The organism is Desulfonatronum parangueonense (assembly GCF_054656975.1).
The window spans coordinates 22528-45830 of the sequence record NZ_BAAHXH010000003.1; the positions used below are offsets into that span (position 1 = coordinate 22528).

Here is a 23303-nt window from a genome sequence, read left to right on the forward strand (position 1 = left end):
CAGCGCGACAAGTCGATCAGGGGCCGTGAGATCCCGTCCGGGATCTCACGGCTATTTTTTGGACAGCGAAGAGATTAGAGCCCGCAGTGATCCGTCAGTTCCAGGTTACGCGCGGCCTTGACTTCATCCAGGCGGCTCACGGCAGTCTGGCTGGGAGCGGACTGGATGGAGGCGGGGTCCTGTTCGGCCTTCTCCAGGATTTCGATCAGGTCGTCCACGAACTGGTCCAGGGTGTCCAGAGATTCGGTTTCCGTGGGCTCGAACATCAACGCTTCCTTGACGATGAGGGGAAAATAGACCGTGGGCGCATGGTGACCCTTGTCCAGCAGGGCTTTGGCAATATCCACCGCCCGGACGCCTTTGGCGGCCTGTCGCACGGCCGAGGCCACGAATTCGTGCATGCAGATCCGGTTGAAGGGGATTTCCAGGTGATCTTCCAGGCGTTTGCGGAGATAATTCGCCGCAAGAACGGCGTTTTCGGAAACCCGGATCAGACCCTCGCGGCCCAGGCGCAGGATGTAGGCATAGGCCTTCAGGTAGACGCCGAAGTTCCCGTAAAACGGGGCCACATAGCCGATGGATTTCGGGTAGTCGTAGTCCAGAAAAAACTGGCCGTCTTCCAGTTTGACCACCCGAGATATGGGCAGGAAATCCACCAGCCGCTCGCTGACCCCCACCGGACCGGATCCCGGTCCTCCGCCGCCATGCGGCGTGCCGAAGGTCTTGTGCAGGTTCAGATGGACCACGTCGAAACCGGCGTCGCCCACGCGCATTTTTCCGAGAATGGCGTTCAGGTTCGCGCCGTCGTAGTAGAGCAGGGCGTCCACGGACCGGACCAGTTCAACGATCCGGGGCAGGTGCTGTTCAAACAGGCCCAGGGTGTTGGGGCAGGTCATCATCACCGCAGCCACGTCCTCGTCCAGAGCCGCTTCCAGGGCGACCGGATCGACGATGCCGTCCCTGGACTCCAGGCTGATCACGTCGAAGCCGGCGATGGCCGCGGATGCCGGATTGGTTCCGTGGGCCGAATCCGGCACGATGACCTTGGATCGCTTGCGTCCCTTGTCCTTGTGGTAGGCGGCGATGATCATGGCGCCGGTCAGTTCGCCGTGGGAGCCGGCCATGGGATGCACGGTGAAACCGGCCATGCCTGTAATTTCACTGAGCAGGCGTTCGGTTTCGAAGATCACTTCCAGCGCGCCCTGGGCGAAGTGGCCCGCGCCCCGGAACTGGGGCACGAGGGGATGCAGGCGGCTGAAGCCGGGCAGGGCCGCTGCCTGCTCCATGAACTTGGGATTGTATTTCATGGTGCACGAGCCCAGGGGATAGAAATGGCTGTCCACTCCGAAGTTCAGCCGGGAAAGGCGGGTAAAATGGCGCACCACGTCCAACTCTCCGACTTGGGGCAGGCAGAGCGGACCGGTTCTGGCCAACTCCCGGGGAATCAGGCCGGTCAGGTCCTTTTTTAACTCGCGCATTCCCACGCCGGGTCGCCCGGAGACGGACTGATCGAATATCGTTTTCATAATGCGCCTCCCAGCAGTTCCTTGAGAATGCCGATGTCTTCGCGGGTGTTTTTTTCCGTGCAGGCCACAAGCAGTACGTTTTCCAGGCCGGGATAGTAGCGGCCCAGAGGAAAACCGGGCAGAAACCCGCGCCGGGTCAGCCGGTCAATGACGTGGTAGGCTGGGATTGGCAGAACCAGAGCGAATTCATTGGCAAAGGGCGCCGGGCTGAGCATTCGTGTTCCCGGAAGTTTGAGCAGCCTCCTTGCGGCGTAATGGGCGAGTTCGGTGCAGTGGGTCGCCGTGTTGGCCAAGCCCCTGGGGCCCATCAGGCAGAGATAGACGATGGCCCGCATGGCGCACAGAGCCTGGTTGGAACAGATGTTGGAGGTGGCTTTCTGGCGGCGAATATGCTGCTCCCGGGCCTGCAATGTCAGGACGTACCCGGTTCGCCCATCGGCATCGGTGGTGCGGCCCACGATTCGTCCGGGCATCTGGCGGATCAAGGCCTTGGAGCAGGTCATCATGCCCAGGTAGGGCCCGCCGAAGCTCAGCGGCAATCCCAGGCTCTGGCCTTCGGCAGTGGCAATGTCCGCGCCCATGGCGCCCGGAGTCTTCAGGATCGCCTGCATCAGGGGATAGACGGAAATGATGTTCAAGGCGCCGTGGTTCCGGACGTGGGAAAACAGGTCGGTAAAGTCCTGAATGACCCCGAAAAAGTTCGGATTCTGGACAATGACTCCGGCGGTGTTTTCGTCAACGGCCGCGGAAAGGGCCTGCATGTCGGACGAGCCTTCCTGGTGCGGCACCAGGATCATCTCCAGGGACAGGTTTGAGGTGTAGCAGTCCAGCATGCGCCGGTAGATGGGGTTGACGCATTCATCCACCACGATCCGGCGGCGTTTGGTCTGGCGCACGGCCATCATCATGGCTTCATAGAGGGCCGTGCCGCCGTCGTAGACGGATGCGTTGGCGAAATCCATCTCCAGTAGCCGGGCAATGGCCGTCTGGTACTCGAAAATGGCCTGCAGGGACCCCTGGGAAGCTTCAGGCTGGTAGGGGGTGTATGCCGTGGCAAATTCACCGCGGGAGGTCAGAAAATCCACGGCCGCGGGAATGGCGTGATCGTAGAAACCGGCGCCCAGAAAGCTGATCAGCTGAGTATTGTTCTTGTTCGCCAAGGCTTCCAGTCGGCTCAGCACCTCATGTTCGCCAAGGCCTTCGGGAATGTCGAAGCTTTGGGGGCGGAGCGTCTCGGGAATTTCCGCGAACAGGTCGCCCATGCCGGCCGCGCCGATCACATCCAGCATTCTACGCTGTTCATCCGGGGTGTGAGGAATGTAGGGCATGGTCTACTCGCGGCATTCGGCCAGGGCTTTATATTGCTCGGGAGTCAGCAGGCCTTGCGGCTGCTCGGAGAGCTTGACGCGGATCATCCAGCCGACGCCGTACGGGTCCCGGTTGATTTTTTCCGGTGCGCCGTCCAGTTCTTCATTCACTTCGAGTACCGTTCCGGTAACCGGACTGTTTAATTCGCTTGCCGCCTTGACTGATTCGATGCTGCCCATTTCCCGGCCTTGAACAACGGTATCGCCCACCGTGGGCAGTTCGATGAAGGTGATGTCGCCGAGTTGGCACTGGGCGAAGTCCGTGATTCCGACCAGCGCTTCCTGGCCTTCGATGCGGGCCCATTCATGCGATGCGGCATACAGCAGGTCGTCGGGGATCATGTTTGTCTCCTTGGGTGGACATGGAAGATTGTGTCTGGAAAGCAGGCGTGATCAGCACGCTCAATCGCTGGGCGGTGATAACGGTTCAAGCAGGATTCTGGCAATATCCCGAGCCAGGGATATGACCTGGAACGGAGACCGGCTGTAGACGGCCTCGGCTTGGGCGGGGCAGGAGTCCGTGATCCAGATGGTTTGAAAACCCTCATTTTCCAGACGCAGCCAAGCCCTGTCGGGAAAAACTCCGTGGGTTGCAAAGGCGCTGACGCAGTTCGCGCCCTTTTCCAGAAGAACGTTCTTGCACTCGATCAGGGTTCCGCCGGACATGATCAGGTCGTCCACGATGAGGACGTGCCGGTCCCGGGGATCGCCTTCCTTGATCAGAACGCCCCGGCGATCTCCCTGCCGGGCCTTGAGACAGACAATCTGCGGAAAATCAGAGAAGAGCCGTCCGAAGCGTTTCCAGGCGCCTTCATCCGGAAAGGCAATGGACACGTCGGGCAGGCTCTGGATCTCCTCCTTGAGCAGGTGCACGGCGGTTTCCAGCCGGGGAATGACGCTGTCCGAAAAATAGAATCGTTCCTGCAGGGCGTGGATGTCGTAGATAACGATCTGGGCCGGTCCGGACATGGACAGGGGAATGTCCGAGAGCAGCCGGGCCAAAGTGGCGGCGGTGGCGATCTGGCCTTCTTCCTCGACCCGCTCCATGGTCCCCGTGGGAAAGTAGGGCAGGATCAGCTTGAAGGAGCGGACGGCATATCGAGGCAATTCGAAAAGCACGGCCAGTTGGGCGAACATCTCTCCGGGGGTGGTCAGGGTTCCGAGAAAGGCCACGTCGCGGTTGCGGAGATTGGGAGCGTTTTCGATCCGCAGGTTGGGAAAGCCGTCCTGGAAGTAGGACCAGTCGATCCGCCCGAGGGTGATGTCTTTGGGATGGGCCGTATGGATGCGCAGGGCGGTTTCCGTCATTTGCGGGCAGAAGAAAAGATGGATCATGCGGATCTCCTGTTCAAGTCGAGGGAGGCGAGCAGGGCGTTGATTTCGGATGCAGTCAAGGACCGGCATGCGCCGCTGGGCAAATCGCCAAGCTGGATGGGACCCTGGCTCAACCGTCGCAGATGCAGGACATGCAGGCGAAGATCGCGGCACATTCGCCGTATTTGCCGGTTCACGCCCTGGCGCAGGGTCATTTCCAGAATCACGCCTCCCTCGGAATGATGGCCGTTTCGGCGATATGACTTTCCGTCATTGCCGATGACGCGGACATCCACAGGGGCGAGCCGCTCCCCCTCGGCAAGCCGCATTCCGCCGCGCATGGTCTCGAGCTTCGCTCGCGTTACATGCCCACGGACCCGGACATGATATGTTTTGGGATGCTCCCAGCGTGGGTGGGTCATGCGCAGGGTAATTTCGCCGTCCGTGGTCAGCAGGAGCAAACCTTCGGAAAGCCGGTCCAGGCGGCCCACGGGAAATGGTCGCCAGCGGCGGATTTCAGGGGAAAGAAGATCCATGACGGTTTTACGGCCCTGGGGGTCGTGGGCCGTGGTTACCACGTCGGGGGGCTTGTGCATGGCCAGATACAGGAGTTCGCGTTGTTCTCTCGGGATCAGTGGGATGTCCTTGCCGTGAACCCGAACGCGGTCCCGGCTGGGATCAATGCGAATTCCGGGAGTTCTCGTCACCTCGCCGTTGACCATGACGGCTCCTGCAATAATCAATTCGTCCGCTGTCCGGCGTGAACAAAGTCCGGATTGCGCCAAGACCTTGTTCAGGCGTAATGTCTGGTCTGATTCAGTATGTATCACTCCCTGATAATAGGGCGACGGCGGCAGCGGGGTCAAGGTGACGGCCTGCCCAAGCGGGAATCAGGGCTGAACTTGTTCTCGATGCTCACGCGCTATTCGATCCAAGTGTTGCAACCTCAACCTCATTGAAATTGAAATCGCAATCGAAATCGAAATCGAAATCGGACATCATATCATGAAGACGGCGTAATCATGGGGTGGTGGTAACTACTCAGCTCATCCGAGAAATTAGACTGGATTCCGGCCTTCACTGGTATGACTTAACTTGGAAAAGAGGTGGTATGATACGTCATTCCGGCGAAAGCCGGAATCCAGCTCTGGCGAATGACCACAGAGTATGTGCTGAATAGTTACGGGTGGTGGTAACTATTCAGCAAACTCGTGCTGTTGCCGAGTTTGACACCGGTATCGGGGTCGGAGTCGGGGTCGGTATCGAAGCGAGCCATGTGTAAGGGCAATATAATGTTTTCGATACCGATTCCGATACCGACCCCGATACCGATTATCGGAGTAAAAACTTATGCTGAATAGTTACGGGTGGTGTATGATTTTCCGATTTCGATTTCGATTTCGATTGCGATTGCGATTATTGCAGTGAATACGGATTTTGTCCTGCAGCGGGCAAGGCATTCATTTGACCGTTTATCCAGACGTGGCTATAGGCAGTTTCAATGGAGCCGAAAAAAAGGCGTTGGAACGCATTCGGTTCAAAAAAAACTTCGATCCCTTCATGACGGCCTGAAACGCCGATTTGGCGGCGAGGCATCAATTGCTCGTAATTGCGCAAGTTACCGCGGTACTCGATTTTATCTTGCAATTATTGTACTCAGTTTTTTCTTGCCCAACGTTGCAACGCCAAGCTTGCTCTGAGGACCGGGCTTTGACCGTGCACGCGTCTCAAATTTATAGATAAACGATCTGATCCAAGTTGGAGGATCCATGCATCGAAAAATACTTATTGGGATTGTCTGCCTGCTGGTTGTGTTTTTTTTCGTTTTTTCCAGGAACTCGGAACAGGAGCGGCGAACCATCGGTCCCATGGCTGAGGATGTGGACGTGGATGTGAGCATGAGCGGCGTGGAAATGCGATTGGGACAGCAGGGGCGCATGCTTTGGACCTTGAAGGCGCATTCGGCCTCCTATGACCAGGGACAGCAGGTGGTTCTGCTGAATTCTCCATACATCACCAAAAATCTGGTGGGCAAGGATGTTCCGGTCATCGTGAACGCGCCCCTGGGCGAGGTGGATCAAGCCTCCAGTGATATCCGGCTCTGGTCCGGAGTGCATATGGAATACGGGCCAACCTATCTCAATTCCCGGGAAGCCATATTTGTTCAGGTGGACGACACCATCTTTTTGTCCGGAGACATCCTTCTGGACCGGCAAGGATTGCAATTGCGTTCCGAAAAAGGGGATGTCGATCTGACCACCTGGGTGGTCAATGCCGAAGGCGGCGTGGAGGTTATCATTGCCAAAAACAATTTTGCCAAAGGGTTGTAAGTGGCTGTTCGTCGCCCATTGAACGTGGCTTGGAAATCGGTATTGTTGTGCCTTGTCGCGGTCATGGCCTTCGCCACATGGAGCAGGGCGGATGACGAGGAGGCCGTGCCCACCCGGATCACAGCTGAGCGTTTGCGCTATGATCACCATGATCACCAGATTGAGTTCATCGGCAACGTCCATGTGGACAGGCCGAATTTTCAACTTCGCTCGGAACGGCTGCTGATTTTTTTGCGCACCCTGCCCCGGGAGGATCGTCCGGAAGACGTGTCCGCGGAACAGGACATGGAAGCCCAGGTGGATATTGAGAAAATGATCGCCCTGGGCAAGGTTTTTTTGAAGCATGAAGAACGGATCGGTCACGGGGATATGGCTACCTATTGGGTTGACCTGGGGGTGCTGCGTCTGGAGGGCAATGCCATTGTGGAAGACGGGGGTACCAAGCTGGAAGGCAATGTAATCACGCTCAACGTCCAGGAAAAAGAGGTAGACGTGCAGGGACGCAAGGATCGGAGAGTGGAGGGCGTGTTCATGCTGCCCCGCGAGCAGGGGGGGCAATGAGTTCGATTCTGATCGGCAAGGATCTGCGGAAAGCCTTCGGCCAGAAAGAGGTGGTCCGCGGAATCACGGTTCGTGTGCAACAGGGAGAAATCGTCGGGCTGCTGGGGCCCAACGGCGCGGGCAAAACCACCACGTTTTACATGCTGGTCGGAGTGATCAAACCTTCGGGCGGATCCGTCCAACTGGACGGGCAGCAAATTACGACGTGTCCGCTGCATGAGCGGGCCCGGCTGGGGTTGAGCTACCTGCCCCAGGAAAGCTCGGTTTTCAAAAAATTGACTGTCCTGCAAAACCTGCAGATCATTCTGGAGTACACTGATTTTTCCCGCTCCATGCAGCACAAGAAAGCCGAAGCCCTGATGGAAGAACTTGGGATCTCCAAACTGGCGGATCAGAAGGCCATGCACTTGTCCGGCGGGGAACGTCGAAGACTGGAGATTGCCCGCGCCCTGATCCGCAATCCAAAATTCATGTTGTTGGATGAACCATTTGCGGGTATTGATCCACTTGCGGTGGATGATATTCAGGTCATCGTGACATCGCTTAAGGAACGGGGCATTGGGGTGCTGATCTCAGATCACAATGTCCGTGAGACTTTGAAAATTTGCAACAGAGCCTCCATTGTTTTCGAAGGGAAAGCCATTTTCGAGGGCTCGCCGGAGGAAATCGTTGCGGATTCAAGTGCTCGAAAAGTATATCTTGGTGAGGATTTTTGTCTATGATCACGCGTTTTGCCTTGTGCACGCAAGATTTCCCTGCTCAAATGCATTCAACATCGAGGGTAGGGCATGGCTCTTGAATTACGCCAGCAGCTGAAGCTGACGCAGCAACTGGTGATGACACCCCAGCTGCAACAGGCCATCAAGTTGCTTCAGCTTTCCCGGATGGAACTGGTTGAAAGCATTCAACAGGAGTTGTTGGAAAATCCGGTTTTGGAGATTGTTCCGGAAAGCCTCGACGAGGCCGTCATGGAGGTGGAGAAGAAAGATTCTGCCGAGGAGCGTTTTCAATCCGTCAATGTTGAAGAGCCACGACAACTGCATGACCCGGAATGGCAGGACTATCTTGGGGAATTTTCCAGTGTCAGCCGACAGATGCAAGGCAGGGACTGGGAAGTTCCTGAAGAAGGAATGAGTTTTGAAGCCAGGCTGGCGGGCAAGTCGACCTTGATCGGCCATCTCTCCTGGCAATTGCGGCTTTCGGCATTGTCGCAAAGTGAGCTCGACATCAGCAACGTGATCCTTGGCAATCTTGATTCAGTGGGATACCTGTGCGAGCCCATTGAAGAGATTGCGGCAATGGCGGAGTGCAGTGTCGAGGAAGCTGAAAAGGTGCTCCGGATCATGCAACGGTTGGATCCTGTCGGAGTGTGCGCCCGAAGCCTGCGGGAATGCCTGATGGTTCAGATGGAGGAATTGGGGCTGGATGATCCCGTGCTGGTTTCTCTCGTCAAGGATCACATGGAGGAACTGGAAAAGCGCCGCTACAAGCCTCTGGCCAAGAAGTTCAAGCTGACCATGGATGAGATCAGGGAGTACCTGGAATGCATTCAACGGCTTGATCCCATGCCCGGGAAGAGCTTCAACAACGATGATCCGCAGTTTACCAGCCCGGATGTGTATGTGCATCAACAAGGCGAAGATTTTATCGTGGTCCTGAACGAGGACGAAATACCGGGCTTGATGATCAATGAGGCCTATGCCAAGGACATGGCCATCCATGGGAAGGGGGCCAAAGAGTACATCCAGGAGAAAGTGCGTTCCGCTCACTGGCTGATGAAAAGTCTGTATCAGCGCCAGCGGACCCTGTACAAGGTCGCGGAAAGCATTGTCCGGTTTCAGTTGGAATTTTTCCGTCACGGCGTGACTCATCTGAAGCCGATGATTCTGAAGGACGTGGCTTTGGACATCAGCATGCACGAATCCACGGTGAGCCGGATTACCACGAACAAGTACATGAACACGCCGCACGGCATTTTTGAATTGAAATTTTTCTTCAACAGCGCATTGGGAATGGATGACGGCAGCGAGGCCGGCTCGGAAAGCGTCAAGGCGGAAATCAAGAAACTGATATCCGAGGAGGACCCTAAACGGCCGCTGAGCGATGAGTTGATCTCCCAGCTGCTGAAAAAGTCCCTGGGGGTGAACATTGCCCGCCGAACCGTTGCCAAGTATCGTATGGCACTGAACATCGACTCGTCGTCCAAACGGAAATCGATTTTTTGATCCGAAATGGTCCCGAAGTCGAATTCCGGCCTTGTCGCACTGAAACGAGAAGCTCCATCAACACCTTGGCAAAATCCCATTGCGCCTTGTCCACATAGTCAACCTTGAACCCTTTACCTGGAGGTGTCTGCATGGAAATCACATTCACGTTTAAGAATTTTGAGCCGTCGAATCACCTCAAAGGGTATGCACGTGAACGTTTTGATAAAATCAACCGATATTTGCGCCCGGACGATGATGGTGAGATCGCGGTGAATCTTTCGGTGGAAAAATACCGCCACATGGCGGAGGTCATATTGACGGGCAAGGACATGCATTTCTCCGCGACCAGCGAGAGCGAAGACATGTATTCCACCATTGATCTGGTTCTGGACAAGCTGGAGGCCCAGGTTCGCAAGATCAAGGAGAAGAGCAAGGACCACCGCCGCGGCCAGAAAGGCCAATCCGCCAGGGTGGATGTGATCTCCTTCACCCAGAACGAAACCGGAAAGCGTGAACAGACCATCACGGAAACGGACAATTTCGAGCCCAAGCCCATGTCCGTGGACGAAGCAGCCATGCAGCTCGAAACCCTGGGCAACGAATTCCTGGTGTTCTTCAACGCGGACATTGAGCGCGTGAACGTTATCTATCGCCGAAAAAGCGGCGATTTCGGCTTGATTGATCCGGGAATCTAACCTGATGATCCTCCGGGAATATTTAAGCAAGGACCTGCTCCTTCCCGAACTGCAGGCCCGGAACAAGACAGAGGTCCTGGCGGAGCTGGTCTCCGCCCTGGCCTTGAAGTGGCCGGGCTTCGACGCCGAGACCGCGTTCCGGGTCTTGCGGGATCGTGAGAGCCTGGGCAGTACCGGCATCGGCGACGGCATCGCCATACCCCACGGCAAACTGGAGGGGCTTGAGCAGATTGTGCTCGTGATCGGCCGCAGCTCCTCCGGGGTTGACTTCGATGCCCTGGATTACAAACCGTGTCATATTTTTTTCATGGTTCTGGCCCCGGAACATGTGGCCGGGATGCATTTGCGCATCCTGGCTTCCATCACTAGACTGCTGAAGAACGAGGAGTTTCGGCACGCCTTCCTCACAGCCCAAGACAAGGATCATTTCTGGGATGCACTCCATAGAGCCTGAGCAACCACCTGGACAGGCGCCGGAACAGCCTGAACAACATCTCCGCGGCAAACATGATGTCTCGCTGGTGATGGTCACCGGCCAATCCGGGGCCGGTAAAAGTACGGTCTTGAACGTATTCGAGGATCTCGGCTTCTATTGTGTGGACGGTCTTCCGGCCGGACTGGCCGGGCAACTGGTCACGCTGGCCGAGAAAATGAAGCTGGATCGTTATCCCGGCGTGGCTCTGGGGCTGGATGTTCGGCTGCCTGATTTTGCGCTGCAATGGGAAAACTTCGTTCAGGAGATGGATCAGGCCGGGATCAGCCTCAAGCTGGTCTTTCTGGAGGCCCGGGACGCGGTACTCATCCGGCGGTACGCCACCACAAGGCGGCCCCATCCCCTGGAAGCGCAAGGCATGGGGCTGGACCAGGCCATTTTTCAGGAACGGATCATGCTGGGAGGCCTGCGGAGCCATGCTGATCTGGTGGTGGACACTTCGGATTTTTCAATTCACGATCTGCGTCGGGTGATCCAGGAAAAGTGGCCTCTGGAAAAGGAAACCGGCGAAGGAATGCGGATCCACCTCATTTCATTCGGCTTCAAGTACGGCGTTCCCCTGGAAGCGGATCTGGTCTTTGATCTTCGTTTTTTGCCCAATCCGTATTTTGATCCGGAGTTGCGGCCTCTGTCAGGCTTGGACGAATCCATCGCCCGGTACGTGCTGCAGCATGATCCCGGGAAAGCATTCATTGACCGTTTCGATGATTTTTTGCGATACCTGTTGCCTCTTTATGCCGCCGAGGGGCGCTATCGTCTGACGTTGGCCCTGGGGTGCACGGGAGGGCGGCATCGATCCGTTGCCGTATCCCAGGCGCTTTTGGCCTCCTTGCAGGCCACGGGATTTGTCGTGACCATTGAACATCGCCACCTGGATCTGGGATGAACCCAGCCGCAACCATTTGGAGAACATGGTGATCGGAGTCGTACTCGTTACCCATACCGAGTATGGGGCATACCTGCTCAAGGCAGCGGAATTGATTCTTGGGCCGCAGCAAGACTGCTATTTCGTCAGCGTGGATGTGACCAAGGAGGTGGAGAAATCCCTCTCGCAGATCAAGGCAAGCGTTAAAAGCGCCGACCATGGTCCAGGAGTCGTCATTCTCACGGACATGTTCGGAGGAACGCCGACAAATCTGAGCCTTTCCCTGCTGAACAAGAACGACCATCAACTGGAAGTGATCACCGGCGTCAATCTGCCCATGCTGTTGCGAGTGCTGGGTTCACGCAAGCTGCCCCTGGCCGATCTGGCCAAGGAGGCAAAAGCCGCCGGGTCCCAGGGCATTGTCGTGGCCGGAGATCTGTTGCGCAGCAAGGTGGCCAAAGGATAGTTCGGTACCGTCATGAACTGGGTGCGAGTTGATAATCGATTGGTTCACGGGCAGGTCATTGAAGCCTGGGTTCCCTATCTGGGAGCGAAGAGCATCGTCGTGGTCAATGACGAGTTGGCCGAGGACGATTTGCGGCAAGAGATTATCCGGTTGGCCGTGCCCGCAAACGTGGAATTGCTGTTTACCACAGTGGAGAGGATAGCGAAATTTCTGGATCAGTGTAGTCAGTCCAGACGGCAACGCGGCGGCATTCTCGTCCTTTTCGCCACCTGCGGAGACGTCCAGCGGGCTCTGCAAAACGGTTTCGCGCTGACCACGGTCAACATCGGCAACCTGCACTATTCACCGGGCAAGCAGCAGCTCTGCCCGCATGTGGCCTTGAGCAACGAGGACATCGGATGCCTCAAGTCCTTCTGCAATCGGGGCATTCAGCTTGATTTCCGCTGCGTGCCCAATGATTCCACGCAGGTCAAGGCGACATGGTAAGCTTTGACTTGAACTCCCTGGCCTGGGTCGCACTTGCGTGTTTTTTTTTGTGCTTTTTTCCCTGGCCCGTTTCGGGCTGAACATCGGGTTCCTGGATCGGCCCCTGGTGATCGGCATGATCTGGGCCGCCGTGACCGGACACTGGGAAACGGCGTTGCCGGCAGCGGTCTTTTTTGAACTCTTTTTTCTGGATCTGTTTCCCATCGGAACATACATTCCTCCTCATGGGCCCTTTGCCCTGCTCACGACTTTGGCCCTCGCCCACACTTTTGAAGTTACCCAGCCGCCCGCGGTTTTCATGCTGATGTTGCTGTGTCTGCCCATGGCATTTCTGGGCAGCAAGCTGGAGCATGCCCATCGGCGACGTCAGAATGTCGAATACACGCGCATGCTTCTGTCCACCAGAGCTGGAAGGGAACATTCCGTCCCCATGCCGAGTCTTGTCGGCAAATCTTTCTTCCCGCTGTGCATGCTGAACCTGCTTGCCTTTGTTCTGGTCATGGTCGTGCTCATACCGCTTACCGACTGGCTCTTGCATCATGTCCGCGGTCGTGTCCTGGTTCTTCCGATTACATGGCCGTTGATCTGGGTGCTTGGGACCATCGGAGCTTTGCTTTCCCTCCGTTCGCGCAGGGTCTACGCCATTTTGTTCGTGGCCGTGTTCCTGGCCGGCGGGTTCTATTGGGTCGGCGTGATGTGATAGATGCAGCAACTGTTCCATACAGTCAGCATTCAACAATCCCGGATCAACAGACATGTGCGGACACAGGATCAAGGCCGGCCGGATCAGTTCCCGTCTTGTGATCAAAATTTGCCGTGGTTGCTTCGAACCTTCCCCCAAACCTGTTTATCCCTTGAAGGAGGATGTGGCGTGATTTACGATGTAGACAAGGAGACAATGCCCCGCGAGGATCTGGAGCCGTTGCAGTTGTCCAGGTTGAAGAGCCTCGTGGAGCGTGTCGGTGCCAATGTTCCATTCTATCGGCGCAAGTTTGAGGAGGCCGGCCTTCGGCCCGATCACGTCAAAAAACTGAAGGATTTGCAACACCTTCCATTTACGGAAAAACAGGACTTGCGCAACAATTACCCCTACGGGCTTTTTGCCGTTCCCAGAGAGAATGTGGTCAGGATTCATGCCTCATCCGGAACTACCGGCAAATCAACTGTCGTCGGGTACACGCACCGGGACGTTCGAAACTGGGCCGGTCTGATGGCCAGGGCCTTCATGGCCGCCGGAGTGAATCGGGGCGACGTGGTGCATAATGCCTATGGCTACGGCTTGTTCACCGGTGGACTTGGGGTGCATTACGGAGCCGAGGAACTGGGAGCGACCATCGTTCCCATCTCCGGGGGCGGAACGAAGCGTCAGGTCATGCTGCTTCGTGATTTCGGTCCCACGGTGCTCTGCAGCACGCCGTCCTACAGCCTCTTTCTGTATGAGGCCGCGCTGGAAGCAGGGATCTCCATCAGCGAATTGCCCATCCGGATCGGCATTTTCGGAGCCGAGCCCTGGTCCGAGGAGATGCGTCACGACATCGAATCCAAACTTGGCCTGATCGCCTTGGATATTTATGGTCTTTCCGAGATCATGGGGCCTGGAGTGGCCATGGAATGCGCCGCGGCCCAGAAGGGGCTGCATATCTTCGAGGATCATTTCCTGCCGGAAATCATCGATCCGGTCACGGGAGAAGTGCTTCCACCCGGCGAAACAGGCGAACTTGTCCTGACCACCCTGACAAAAGAGGCCCAGCCGTTGATCCGCTATCGGACCCGGGACATCACGTCCTTGAACTACGTCCCCTGTCGGTGCGGGCGGACCCATGTGCGCATGAGCCGGATCAAGGGACGCAGCGACGACATGCTGATCATCCGTGGCGTGAATGTCTTTCCTTCCCAGATCGAGGCCATTCTGGTGGAAACCGAAGGCCTGACGCCCCACTATCAGTTGATCCTGGATCGGCAGGGTGTTCTGGACACCCTGGAAGTCCAGGTGGAGGTGAATGAAAAAATCTTCTCCGACGAGGTGCGTCATCTGCAGCGCCTGGAAGCGAAGATTCAGGGGAACATCAAGGAATTTCTCGGCGTCACGGCAAAGGTCAAACTGGTCGAACCCCGCAGCCTCGTACGATCCGAAGGCAAGGCCAAACGGATCATCGATCGCCGCAACGCAGCATAAAGCCAGGAAGAAGGGGTATGGGGCGGGCTTCAAGATGTCGGCATTCCCCATTACATTTGCCAAAACAAGAACTCCGCAAAGGGAGGATTCAATGATGAAGGTGGAACAGATTTCAATTTTCCTGGAGAACAGGGCCGGTCGCCTGACCGATGTGACGCGGGTCTTGTCCGAAGCCAAGGTGAACATCCGGGCGCTGTCCCTGGCCGACACGTCGGATTTCGGCATTCTCCGCCTGATCCTTACGGATCATGAGCGGGCAAAGCAGATTTTGAAAGACAACGGCTTCACCGTGGGCCGAACTTCCGTGGTGGCCGTGGAGGTGGGCGACAGACCGGGCGGGCTGCACTCGATCCTCGAACTGCTGAGCAACAGTCAGATCAATGTCGAGTACATGTACGCCTTTGTTCAGCAGTCCGGCAAGAATGCCGTCTTGATTTTCCGGTTCGATCGGACGGATCAGGCAATAGAGATTTTGCAGAAGAACAACATCCGGATCATCCCCGGGGAAGAATTGTACAACTTGTAATCGGTTCGACGGAAATACCCGGTCGACCTGCATCCTTCTGAACGAAATGCTTTTACTTGGCGGGGGATGGATTTTGATGACCCGTCGCTGGATGATCTTTCCAACAAGTTGAGGAAAATATGATGAACAAAATTGGCGTAGCAATACTGGCACTGCTGACGACTCTGGTCGTCAGCGTGGGCAGTGTCGGAGCGACAGGCAAGCCCGTGACGTTGCGCCTGGCCCATTTCTTTCCGGCAACCCATCCGGCGGAAACGGTCCTGGTGCAGGGGTGGGCTCAGGCTTTGGCCGAGGCTTCCAATGGACGAATAAAGATTGAAAGCTATCCGGGACAGACCCTGCTCGCCGCACCGGAAATCTATGACGGCGTGGTCATCGGCATCGCGGATATCGGTTTGTCCGTCTTCGCCTATACCCGGGGCCGGTTCCCACTGCTGGAAGTTTTCGAACTGCCCGGAGTGACCTATGAAAACTCGAAGGTTGCCAGCCAGGTGGCCTGGGAGGCGATCAAGGAACTGGATCCGGCGGAAGTGAAGGATACGAAACTGTTGATGGTTCTGGCCACCGGACCCGGCGATCTGTTTACCAAGACACCGGTTCGGACGCTTGAAGACCTGCAGGGGTTGGAAATCCGGGCCACCGGTCTGAGCGCCAAGACCTTGGCCGCCTTGGGAGCGATACCCGTGGCCATGCCCCAATCAGAGGCCTATGAAGCCCTGGCCCGCGGACTTGTCAAGGGCAACCTGTCTCCTCTGGAAGTTCTGCAAGGATGGCGGCATGCCGAGGTGACGGATTATCTGACCTTGACCCCGTTCTTGTACAACACGCTGTTTTTTGTGACCATGAATCAGCGAACCTGGCGAGCTTTGCCCGCGGATCTGCAGGCCGTGGTGGAAGAGGTCTCGGAACGGTTTTTCCATGATGTGGCCATGGGACTCTGGGATACGCAAAACGAGGCCGCGCTGAAATACGCGGTGGAAGAGACAGGCCAGCAGGTGATCACTCTGACGGATGAAGAGGTTGCCCGTTGGACCGAATTGGTACTGCCCATTCAGGTTGAATTTGTCGAAGAAATGAGGAAGAAGGGGCTGCCAGGACAACAGGCTCTGGATCTGGTCCAGGAGTTGTCCGAAAAATATAATGCCCTTTATTGAGACAGGGAATCAACTTGTAGCTACTCAGCAGAACCAGCAAAGAATCTGGATAGCGATAGCGCCGGCCTTCGCCGGTATGACTTGAATTGGAAAGAACGTTGTATGATACGTCATTCCGGCGAAAGCCGGAATCCAGTGCTGGCACTGCTAGATAGTTACATCAACTTTAACTATTTAGCAGTGCCAGAGAAAAAAACTGGATACCGGCCTTCGCCGGTATGACAAGAAAAGGTTTGCTCCGATTCGTCATTCCGGCGAAAGCCGGAATCCAGTGCTGGAGAATGATCATTCACTGTAATGTGCTGAATAGTTACTCAACTTACCGAATCTCATTTGCATCCCGCAACCGATGGGAGACGCTCCGAATGGAGCGTCTCCCTTTTTCCGACAGCGGTTCGCCGCGCATTATCCACCCATACTTTTGAATACCATGCCGTCACGTTCGACCATCTATTTGAAACAAGCTGAAAAACATGTCTGGGGCGCCTGCAAGGTTTTTGATGCCATTGCCGGAATCAGCCTCATAGGCGTCATGCTGTTGATTGTTTTGAACATCATTCTGCGTGCTGTTTTCAAAAGCCCCATTCTTGGAACCTACGAGTATGTGGGATTTTTAACCTCCCTCACGGTGAGCATGGCGCTGGCCCACTGCGCCTTGAAAAACGGTCACATCGCCGTGGGATTTTTGGTGGCCAAGCTGCCGGATCGTCTCCGGGCGGGCATTGACGCCCTGACCAATGCCATTGCCTCGGTATTTTTCATTTTCTGTGCAAAGCACATGCTGGATTACGGTCAAAGCTTCGTGGCCAGCGGCGAAGTCGGCTTGACGACAAAAGTGCCCTTTTACCCCTTTGTTTACGGACTGGCGGCTTCTCTGATCCTGCTGTGCCTGGTCCTGGTCCTGCGAACCGTGGAAATGACGGCAATGGCGGTGCGACGGTGAGCGCGACACTTGTGGGGCTGGCGGGAATCGGACTCTTCTTTCTGCTGCTGATTGTCCGGATGCCCATTGCCTACGCCATGGCTCTGTCCGGGTTCCTGGGATTCAGCTGGCTGGTATCGCCGGAAGCCGCCTTTCGGGTGGTTTCCAAGGATCTCTACGCAACCTTTTCCTCGTATTCGCTAAGCGTTATCCCCATGTTCATTTTCATGGGCTTTTTGGCGTTCTATTCCGGTATCGGAGCCAGACTGTTCACGTTTGCCTACAGGACCATGGGGCACTTTCCCGGCGGGCTGGCCATCGCCACCCAGGCCACATGCGCGCTTTTCGGGGCTGTATGCGGGTCGAACACGGCCACGGCCGCGACCATCGGCGCCATTGCCATTCCGGAGATGAAAAAATACCGCTATGCGGACACCCTTTCCACGGCCAGCGTTGCGGCAGGCGGCGCCCTGGGCGTTTTGTTTCCACCCAGCGTGATCTTCATCGTCTACGGCATGGCCACGGAGCAGTCCATCGGCAAGCTGTTTCTGGCAGGAATCATACCCGGCTTTGTGCTCATGTTCCTGTACATGGCCACCATTTTCATCATGGCCAGATTCAATCCAGCCCTGGGCCCGGCAGGTCCGGTTTTCAGCTGGAAAGAACGGTTTGCCGCGCTCAAGGGAGGGATCTGGGAAGTATTCGTGATTTTTTCTCTTTCCCTGGGAGGTCTTTTCGCCGGCTGGTTTACGCCCACGGAAGCCGGAGCCGTGGGGGCGGCCGGCGTCTTTTTCCTGACCCTCATCCAGCGCAAACTGCGCTGGGACGGATTGAAGCGCGCCCTGGCGGACTCCACCCGGACCACGGCCATGATCATGATGCTGGTGGCTTCCGCGGTCATTTTCGGACGGTTCATGGCCGTAAGCCGCATTCCTTTCGAGCTGGCCACCTGGACCGGACAGTTGGACCTGCCGGCGTATGTGATCATGGCCTTGATCCTGCTGATCTATCTTGTACTTGGTTTTTTCATCGACGCCCTGGCCCTGGTCTTATTGACCATCCCGATCTTTTATCCCGTGGTGGTCAACGTGCTCGGCTACGACCCGATCTGGTTCGGCGTGATTATGGTCATGGTGGTGGCCATGGGTGTCATTACTCCGCCAGTGGGCATGAACGTTTACATCATCAAGGGCATTGCCGCCGATGTGCCCCTGGAAACCATATTCAGGGGAATCTGGCCATTTCTGGCCGCGCTGATCCTCTGCATCGTCATTCTCCTCGCCTTTCCCTCCCTGACGCTGTTTCTCCCGAACATGATCTGATCCAGTTCTCCAGGCAACCGGCTCATCGTTTTTGAGACCCCTGTAAATCCATCCCGACTTGTAACTATTCAGTACATGGGGTGCGATCTGCCTCCGAGATCGGGGTCGGTGTCGGGGTCGGAATCGGTTTCGTAAAATGTTGAGAAGACCTATGCATGGCTCCGCCTGCGATCCCGATACCGATACCGACCCCGACTGCGAGCCAAAGTCCGTAGGGCAGTAGCATGCTGAAAATTTACCTGAATAGTTACCCCGACTTCAGGTTTTCCCGCGCTTATCCCCCGGCATGCGGAGCAGCATCTGGGGAATGGCTGTTTCGCACTTCTTCACAAGCCGAGGTTTGGTCTTAGACTTATCAGAAGTTGGCTTCGGCTATGGCAAGAACCGCTTTCTGGAGGTCGATGATGGAAGATATTTTCTTCAGTGGCTGGGAGACCCTGGCACGGACAATTATTGTGGGCTGTCTTGCCTATGTTGTCTTGGTCTTTTTTCTGCGGATTTCGGGGCGGCGTACGCTTTCCAAGATGAACGCCTTTGATTTTGTCGTGACTGTTGCGTTGGGATCTACCTTGGCAAACATCCTGCTCAATCCGGAAGTGAGTCTTGCGGAAGGGGCGCTGGCTATGGGGTTGCTTATCGGGATCCAGTTCGTCGTTACCTGGTCGAGCGTCCGTGCTCAGTGGGTCAAGAAGGTGGTCACGGGAGAGCCTGCGCTGCTGTTTTACCGCGGGGCATATCTTACGGACAGTCTTCGCAAAGCACGGGTAACGCGGGATGAGGTGCGTTCAGCCGTGCGGACTTCCGGAACGGCCGCGCTGGATGAGATTGAAGCCGTGGTCCTGGAGACCGACGGTTCGTTCAGTGTGGTCAAAAGAAGCAATACTTCCGGCGAATCGGCTCTGGCCGGTATTGGTGCCCCAGGTGCCCCTGATGCATCCAAGATAATTAACAAAGGTGATTGATCTTCCCGCCAGTGTAGAAGAAATATTTGCGCCCACCTCCTCGGGTATGGCTTGCCCCTTTGTGCTTTTCGTCGAGATCAAAAGCGAACTGGAATGAAGAACCGGTTCGCATCAGAATTTGCTGAGCAGCTATTCAGCTGATGTCGGCGTGTCTTGGTATTGCGGCTCGCAAACTCCTGCCTTTGCCGACTTCATATCATCCTGCCACCGCGGTATCCAAATCACATCCCTGTTTCGTCCCCCCGCTGTTGGATTCGGTACATCCACAGACCTTTCCAGCACCGCGTAAGTCACCTGATGTTGCGTCCGGCGTACTGCATGAGCCGGTATTGGAATAGCTACGAGAATATCTCAAAGCGGCAGTACTGCCGGACCTTTCCAAAGGTCCGGCTGATGCGCGGGCTGTTTCCACACCATGAAAAAAGGGTTCTCAATCTCGGAAACCTGCTCACATCACGCTGGATTTCCACATCTGGGCTTGTCTCCCCGAATGGTCCACCTGCCGCGGACGCGTCATAGGCCAGTACTGTCACGGCTCGATCCGGTCCTTCTCCATCATGGGACAGGCTGATGTGGACCTGTTGCGCTGAGCGGTCGTCAATTTCCCGAGGAGAATGCATTTTTTCCAGGGCCCGAGATACGGCCAACTCCTCCGGAGATTCTCGCCGAATTCCCTTTCCTGAAAGCAGGCTTTTGACTTCCGTCCACCAGGGGTCGCGTTCGCCCTTGACACGGATTAAGAAAGACTTCATTGGATGTGCTCCTTTTCATTATTGCGATTCTAAAGTAGAGTGCCGCATTCTTGCAATGGCGGCAAGTCCTCTCTCTGCAACGACCTGTACATTATGATGAAGTACATTCAACAGTGCCAACGATCACCAGTCTAACAGCACAACTTTGGAGATATAAACGGTGTCCGACACGGAACAAAGATATCGACGGTTTTATGATTTCGTGGTCGAACAAGCCGTACGCAGGAAGTGGGTTGGAAAGGATAACGAAACCCAATGGCTGCAGATGGCGACTTTTGATCTCGATCTTGAGCCTTTTTCCGCAAGGGCGCTGGTTCTGGGCGCCGCTGCCGCACGTGATGCCTTCGTGGAAACCGAAGTCGAGCGTGTGCTGGATGAGCTCGTCAAACAGGCAGCCGGTCGTTCCAGGCGTCTGAGCAAGAAGGATTTTACGCGCATTTCCATGTTGTTGCAGGCTTTCTCTCGAAATGCACTGGATCAGGATCATGCCGAGCAATTGGTCAAGGACGCTGTGCTGCGTAACAATCTCAAACCCCGCGGCAACGGCCTGTTTCGTTCCCGCCGATGGTTTCGGACAAAAGGTTTGCCGCAACTGAAAGTCTGATCCTCATCATGGATCAAACCAGAATCCAACTCAACTGAATATTACCTCATTCCAAAGTGGAAGCATGCCCGAAAACGTCTTTGAATGGGTCGCGGTAACCCCTTTTTTGATAGCATTTCTGGTGCTTGCCATACCCTCCGTGGTGCTCTCGGTAATTGGCATCATTCTGATCCGTATTGCGTATCCTCCGATGGCGCGGATGCAAAGTCAGATCGCGAGCGGCAAGGTCAATTACATGGCGGAGACCTATGCCGTGGTATTGGGTTTTTTTCTGGTCACTGCATATGAGATGTATCAGGAAATGCAAACGACGGTGAACACGGAGGCCATGTCCGTGCGTGCCTTGGATCAGGTTGTGCGGAGTCTGCCTGCGCCCTTGCAACAAGACCTGACGATGCACCTTGAGGCGTATGCACATACCGTTGTCGAGGAAGAGTGGCCCTTGTTGACTTTCGGCCTCTGGAGTCCGCAAGCCCAGGCCCACCTGGATGCCGTATTTTTGACGGTGGGAAAAATTGCGGCCGGCGGCGCTGAACACCAGGCCAGCGCTCTTCAGGCAGAGCAACTGGCACGCCACATTATGCTGAACCGCGCAGACCGCATTGCGGCTGGTCCCGGTGACATCCTCGGCGGCAAGTTGTCTTATGTTCTCCTGGTGGCAACGTTGATCGCCTTTGCCATGCCCTGGTTTCTCTTCACGCCCTATCTCGAGGTGCACATTATTCTCGGCGTTTTGCTGGTGGTGGTCTTTATTTCCCTCATCGTCATGTCCGCAAAGTTAATGTATCCTTTTGCCGGCGAACTGACGATTCCTCCGGAACTTTTACAGGATTATCTCACGCAGGTGGCAGGCCGTAGAGGAGGGTAGACGGATGAAGTTCGGCGTGTACAGCGTGTTGCTGCGATGGATGCTCATCGCGGGTATTATCCTGGGAACCTACAATCCGAGCGGACGCTCATACTATCACTGGGCAACAACCGCGGATGTTGAAATCAGCCTCAAAATATCCGTTGGCTTGATTCTGTTCGCACTGAACATGATCTTTGTCCGACTCACCTTCCGTTCCATGGGGCTATCCGGAGCCTTGGTGCTGACCCTGGTTGTCACCTCCGTGGCCGTGACCTTGCCCCGAATGGGCTGGGTCACCTTGGTCAATTTGGACATGTTCATTCTGTATGTCATTCTTTTCTTCAGCTTTGCCCTCACACTGGGGGTTTCCTGGTCCGCATTGCGCACCCGGCTGTCCGGCCAGGTGGATTCCGACGACATCAGCAAGAGGCTTTGAACATTATGAAACGATTCATGTACGCTATGGCGGTTTGTTCTCTGTTCGCGTCAATGCATGTCGGGATCCTGCATGCCGAGGATGATCCCAGTGTAATGGTCAAACCGAAGGAAAATGCTCCATCCCTTGAACGTTCCAATGATCATATTTTGTTGGATGCGGAAGGTCAGTCGGCTCTTCCGATGTTTCAGCTTCTGGTCGAGCCGCTGAGCGCCGAATGGGAGGCCCGTCTGGTGCCGCCGCTGCTGCACAGCCTTTTACGTTTAGCCCCGTTCTCGACGTTACGCGTGGAGCCGGAGCTTGGTTTGCGAGCTGTGGCCGTGGCGCCCGGCCGGCTGGCCCTGGTTCATCGATCCAGCGCATTGGACCTGGGAGCCGCTGAACTTGGCCTGGAACTGCTTGAGGTGGGTCCGGCATCCTGCATGCTCCTGGCAGTGCGGCAAGATGCGCCTTGGAATGGTTTTTCCGATCTCAACTACGGCTCGACACAGCCACTCCGGGTGGAGACCGTCAGCCCGGCTGCCAAACGGAAATTTGAGCGTATTCTTGAAACATTTCCGCTGGCGACGGAGGTTGCTCTGACGGTCAGGCCCACCCATGTCGCGGTTCAGCGACTTGTCTCCAATGATTCGGATGTGCTGGTTATTGATGCGCCACGTCGCGGAGTGTCCGGTGAAATGGCGGATGTCGTGGCTTTTGTGAAGGAGAGAAACCTGCGGCTCCTGCCTGTTCCCATGAATCTGTTCAAGCACCACGATCGATTGAGCCCGGGAGATGTGGTAATAAACAGGGCCTGGTTCTGGCAAAATCCCCAGGTGTATGAAACGGTTTGTGATCCTTTCGTTTTGGCCATGCCTCGGGAGGGCGCCGACGAATTGATCTATGCACTCTACAATGCATTGGCGGGCGTCAATGGAAACGACCGCACCGAGCCCAAGGTCGGTTCAGGCGGCAATGGCAATAACGGAAAAGGCGAGAGCTTTTTCGACAAGTTTCTCGATGCAACTCGCAGCTTTCTGGTCATGATCGGGCTGCTCAGGTAAACATGCCAGGAAAATCGTTCTCATGGTCGTACGCCATTGCCCGCTGTTTGCAACCATTCAGTTGAGGTCCGGGATGCCTTGATTTTGCGGCTTCGCCAACTCCTTCGCCGGCTTCGTAACATCGAACCATTGCTCGAATAAACATTCATTGGCGCTTCAGGCGTTTGGCAATGGTTCAATGAACGAATCCTGGCTCAGTCAGACAGGCGAGACCGCAAAATCAAGGCAACCCGGACCATTTCTGCT

Annotated in this window: 27 protein-coding genes; 20 read left to right on the forward strand and 7 right to left on the reverse strand. The window is 55.9% G+C overall.

The features are described from left to right. Positions 1-74 precede the first annotated feature (74 nt). The 6 genes from gcvPB to ACYQ15_RS00610 all read right to left on the reverse strand — a co-directional run bounded on the left by gcvPB (position 75) and on the right by ACYQ15_RS00610 (position 5854). Entirely contained in the window at positions 75-1526 is a 1452-nt protein-coding gene (gene gcvPB / locus ACYQ15_RS00585) for an aminomethyl-transferring glycine dehydrogenase subunit GcvPB (protein ID WP_459935596.1), read from the reverse strand. Further along, complete coding sequence (gcvPA, locus tag ACYQ15_RS00590; protein WP_459935597.1) at positions 1523-2854, reverse strand: aminomethyl-transferring glycine dehydrogenase subunit GcvPA; 1332 nt, start codon at positions 2852-2854, stop codon at positions 1523-1525. Before gcvPA ends, gcvPB begins: the two co-directional genes overlap by 4 nt. Before the next feature lie 3 nt (positions 2855-2857). Beyond that, a complete protein-coding gene (gene gcvH / locus ACYQ15_RS00595) occupies positions 2858-3235 on the reverse strand; it encodes a glycine cleavage system protein GcvH (RefSeq protein ID WP_459935598.1) in 378 nt (125 codons plus the stop codon). A 60-nt stretch (positions 3236-3295) separates the two neighbouring features. Further along, the gene (locus ACYQ15_RS00600) at positions 3296-4228 is read right to left on the reverse strand and encodes a phosphoribosyltransferase family protein (protein ID WP_459935599.1); all 933 of its coding nucleotides are present in this window, start codon (positions 4226-4228) and stop codon (positions 3296-3298) included. Then, positions 4225-5073, reverse strand: coding sequence for a pseudouridine synthase (locus ACYQ15_RS00605; RefSeq protein WP_459935600.1), 849 nt, complete (start codon positions 5071-5073; stop codon positions 4225-4227). The genes ACYQ15_RS00600 and ACYQ15_RS00605 overlap by 4 nt, the downstream gene beginning before the upstream one ends. A gap of 550 nt (positions 5074-5623) precedes the next feature. Continuing rightward, a complete protein-coding gene (locus tag ACYQ15_RS00610; protein WP_459935601.1) occupies positions 5624-5854 on the reverse strand; it encodes a hypothetical protein in 231 nt (76 codons plus the stop codon). 122 nt (positions 5855-5976) lie between these two features. Here ACYQ15_RS00610 and ACYQ15_RS00615 point away from each other — a divergent pair, with 122 nt between their 5' ends. From ACYQ15_RS00615 to ACYQ15_RS00690, 16 genes are all read left to right on the forward strand, one after another. Next, on the forward strand, positions 5977-6537 hold the full coding sequence (locus ACYQ15_RS00615) for an LPS export ABC transporter periplasmic protein LptC (protein ID WP_459935602.1): 561 nt from the start codon (positions 5977-5979) through the stop codon (positions 6535-6537). A 42-nt stretch (positions 6538-6579) separates the two neighbouring features. Beyond that, positions 6580-7098, forward strand: coding sequence for an LptA/OstA family protein (locus ACYQ15_RS00620; protein WP_459935603.1), 519 nt, complete (start codon positions 6580-6582; stop codon positions 7096-7098). Further along, a complete protein-coding gene (lptB, locus tag ACYQ15_RS00625; protein ID WP_459935604.1) occupies positions 7095-7820 on the forward strand; it encodes an LPS export ABC transporter ATP-binding protein in 726 nt (241 codons plus the stop codon). The genes ACYQ15_RS00620 and lptB overlap by 4 nt, the downstream gene beginning before the upstream one ends. Before the next feature lie 66 nt (positions 7821-7886). Beyond that, entirely contained in the window at positions 7887-9323 is a 1437-nt protein-coding gene (gene rpoN / locus ACYQ15_RS00630) for an RNA polymerase factor sigma-54 (protein ID WP_459935605.1), read from the forward strand. A gap of 131 nt (positions 9324-9454) precedes the next feature. Continuing rightward, positions 9455-10000, forward strand: a complete 546-nt coding sequence (gene hpf, locus ACYQ15_RS00635; protein WP_459935606.1) for a ribosome hibernation-promoting factor, HPF/YfiA family — start codon at positions 9455-9457, stop codon at positions 9998-10000. A 4-nt stretch (positions 10001-10004) separates the two neighbouring features. Beyond that, the gene (locus tag ACYQ15_RS00640; protein WP_459935607.1) at positions 10005-10454 is read left to right on the forward strand and encodes a PTS sugar transporter subunit IIA; all 450 of its coding nucleotides are present in this window, start codon (positions 10005-10007) and stop codon (positions 10452-10454) included. Continuing rightward, complete coding sequence (gene rapZ / locus ACYQ15_RS00645; protein ID WP_459935608.1) at positions 10435-11379, forward strand: RNase adapter RapZ; 945 nt, start codon at positions 10435-10437, stop codon at positions 11377-11379. The genes ACYQ15_RS00640 and rapZ overlap by 20 nt, the downstream gene beginning before the upstream one ends. 25 nt (positions 11380-11404) lie before the next feature. Further along, a complete protein-coding gene (locus ACYQ15_RS00650) occupies positions 11405-11824 on the forward strand; it encodes a PTS sugar transporter subunit IIA (protein WP_459939528.1) in 420 nt (139 codons plus the stop codon). A 12-nt stretch (positions 11825-11836) separates the two neighbouring features. Continuing rightward, a complete protein-coding gene (locus ACYQ15_RS00655) occupies positions 11837-12310 on the forward strand; it encodes a PTS sugar transporter subunit IIB (RefSeq protein ID WP_459935609.1) in 474 nt (157 codons plus the stop codon). 37 nt (positions 12311-12347) lie between these two features. Further along, entirely contained in the window at positions 12348-13010 is a 663-nt protein-coding gene (locus ACYQ15_RS00660; RefSeq protein WP_459935610.1) for a PTS sugar transporter subunit IIC, read from the forward strand. A 171-nt stretch (positions 13011-13181) separates the two neighbouring features. Further along, complete coding sequence (locus ACYQ15_RS00665) at positions 13182-14486, forward strand: phenylacetate--CoA ligase family protein (protein ID WP_459935611.1); 1305 nt, start codon at positions 13182-13184, stop codon at positions 14484-14486. Between the two features lie 94 nt (positions 14487-14580). Next, the gene (locus tag ACYQ15_RS00670) at positions 14581-15012 is read left to right on the forward strand and encodes an ACT domain-containing protein (protein ID WP_459939529.1); all 432 of its coding nucleotides are present in this window, start codon (positions 14581-14583) and stop codon (positions 15010-15012) included. A gap of 119 nt (positions 15013-15131) precedes the next feature. Continuing rightward, positions 15132-16166, forward strand: a complete 1035-nt coding sequence (locus ACYQ15_RS00675; protein ID WP_459935612.1) for a TRAP transporter substrate-binding protein — start codon at positions 15132-15134, stop codon at positions 16164-16166. 430 nt (positions 16167-16596) lie between these two features. Then, positions 16597-17109 (forward strand): TRAP transporter small permease, encoded by a 513-nt coding sequence (locus ACYQ15_RS00680; protein ID WP_459935613.1) that lies wholly within the window; start codon positions 16597-16599, stop codon positions 17107-17109. Continuing rightward, positions 17106-18410 carry a TRAP transporter large permease gene (locus tag ACYQ15_RS00685; RefSeq protein WP_459935614.1) on the forward strand — a complete coding sequence of 435 codons (1305 nt, stop codon included), beginning with the start codon at positions 17106-17108 and terminating at the stop codon, positions 18408-18410. Before ACYQ15_RS00680 ends, ACYQ15_RS00685 begins: the two co-directional genes overlap by 4 nt. A 401-nt stretch (positions 18411-18811) precedes the next feature. Continuing rightward, complete coding sequence (locus ACYQ15_RS00690) at positions 18812-19372, forward strand: DUF421 domain-containing protein (protein ID WP_459935615.1); 561 nt, start codon at positions 18812-18814, stop codon at positions 19370-19372. 338 nt (positions 19373-19710) lie between these two features. On the opposite strand, the gene ACYQ15_RS00695 is transcribed toward ACYQ15_RS00690, so the two are convergent. Then, positions 19711-20124 carry a hypothetical protein gene (locus tag ACYQ15_RS00695; RefSeq protein WP_459935616.1) on the reverse strand — a complete coding sequence of 138 codons (414 nt, stop codon included), beginning with the start codon at positions 20122-20124 and terminating at the stop codon, positions 19711-19713. A gap of 160 nt (positions 20125-20284) precedes the next feature. Between ACYQ15_RS00695 and ACYQ15_RS00700 the strand changes: the two genes are divergently transcribed. From ACYQ15_RS00700 to ACYQ15_RS00715, 4 genes are all read left to right on the forward strand, one after another. Beyond that, positions 20285-20728: a hypothetical protein gene (locus ACYQ15_RS00700; RefSeq protein WP_459935617.1), complete on the forward strand. Its 444-nt coding sequence runs from the start codon at positions 20285-20287 to the stop codon at positions 20726-20728. A gap of 64 nt (positions 20729-20792) precedes the next feature. Next, positions 20793-21596, forward strand: coding sequence for a bestrophin-like domain (locus tag ACYQ15_RS00705; protein WP_459935618.1), 804 nt, complete (start codon positions 20793-20795; stop codon positions 21594-21596). A 4-nt stretch (positions 21597-21600) separates the two neighbouring features. Next, positions 21601-22014 carry a DUF6524 family protein gene (locus ACYQ15_RS00710; protein ID WP_459935619.1) on the forward strand — a complete coding sequence of 138 codons (414 nt, stop codon included), beginning with the start codon at positions 21601-21603 and terminating at the stop codon, positions 22012-22014. A 17-nt stretch (positions 22015-22031) separates the two neighbouring features. After that, positions 22032-23057: a hypothetical protein gene (locus tag ACYQ15_RS00715; protein WP_459935620.1), complete on the forward strand. Its 1026-nt coding sequence runs from the start codon at positions 22032-22034 to the stop codon at positions 23055-23057. Positions 23058-23303 lie beyond the last annotated feature (246 nt).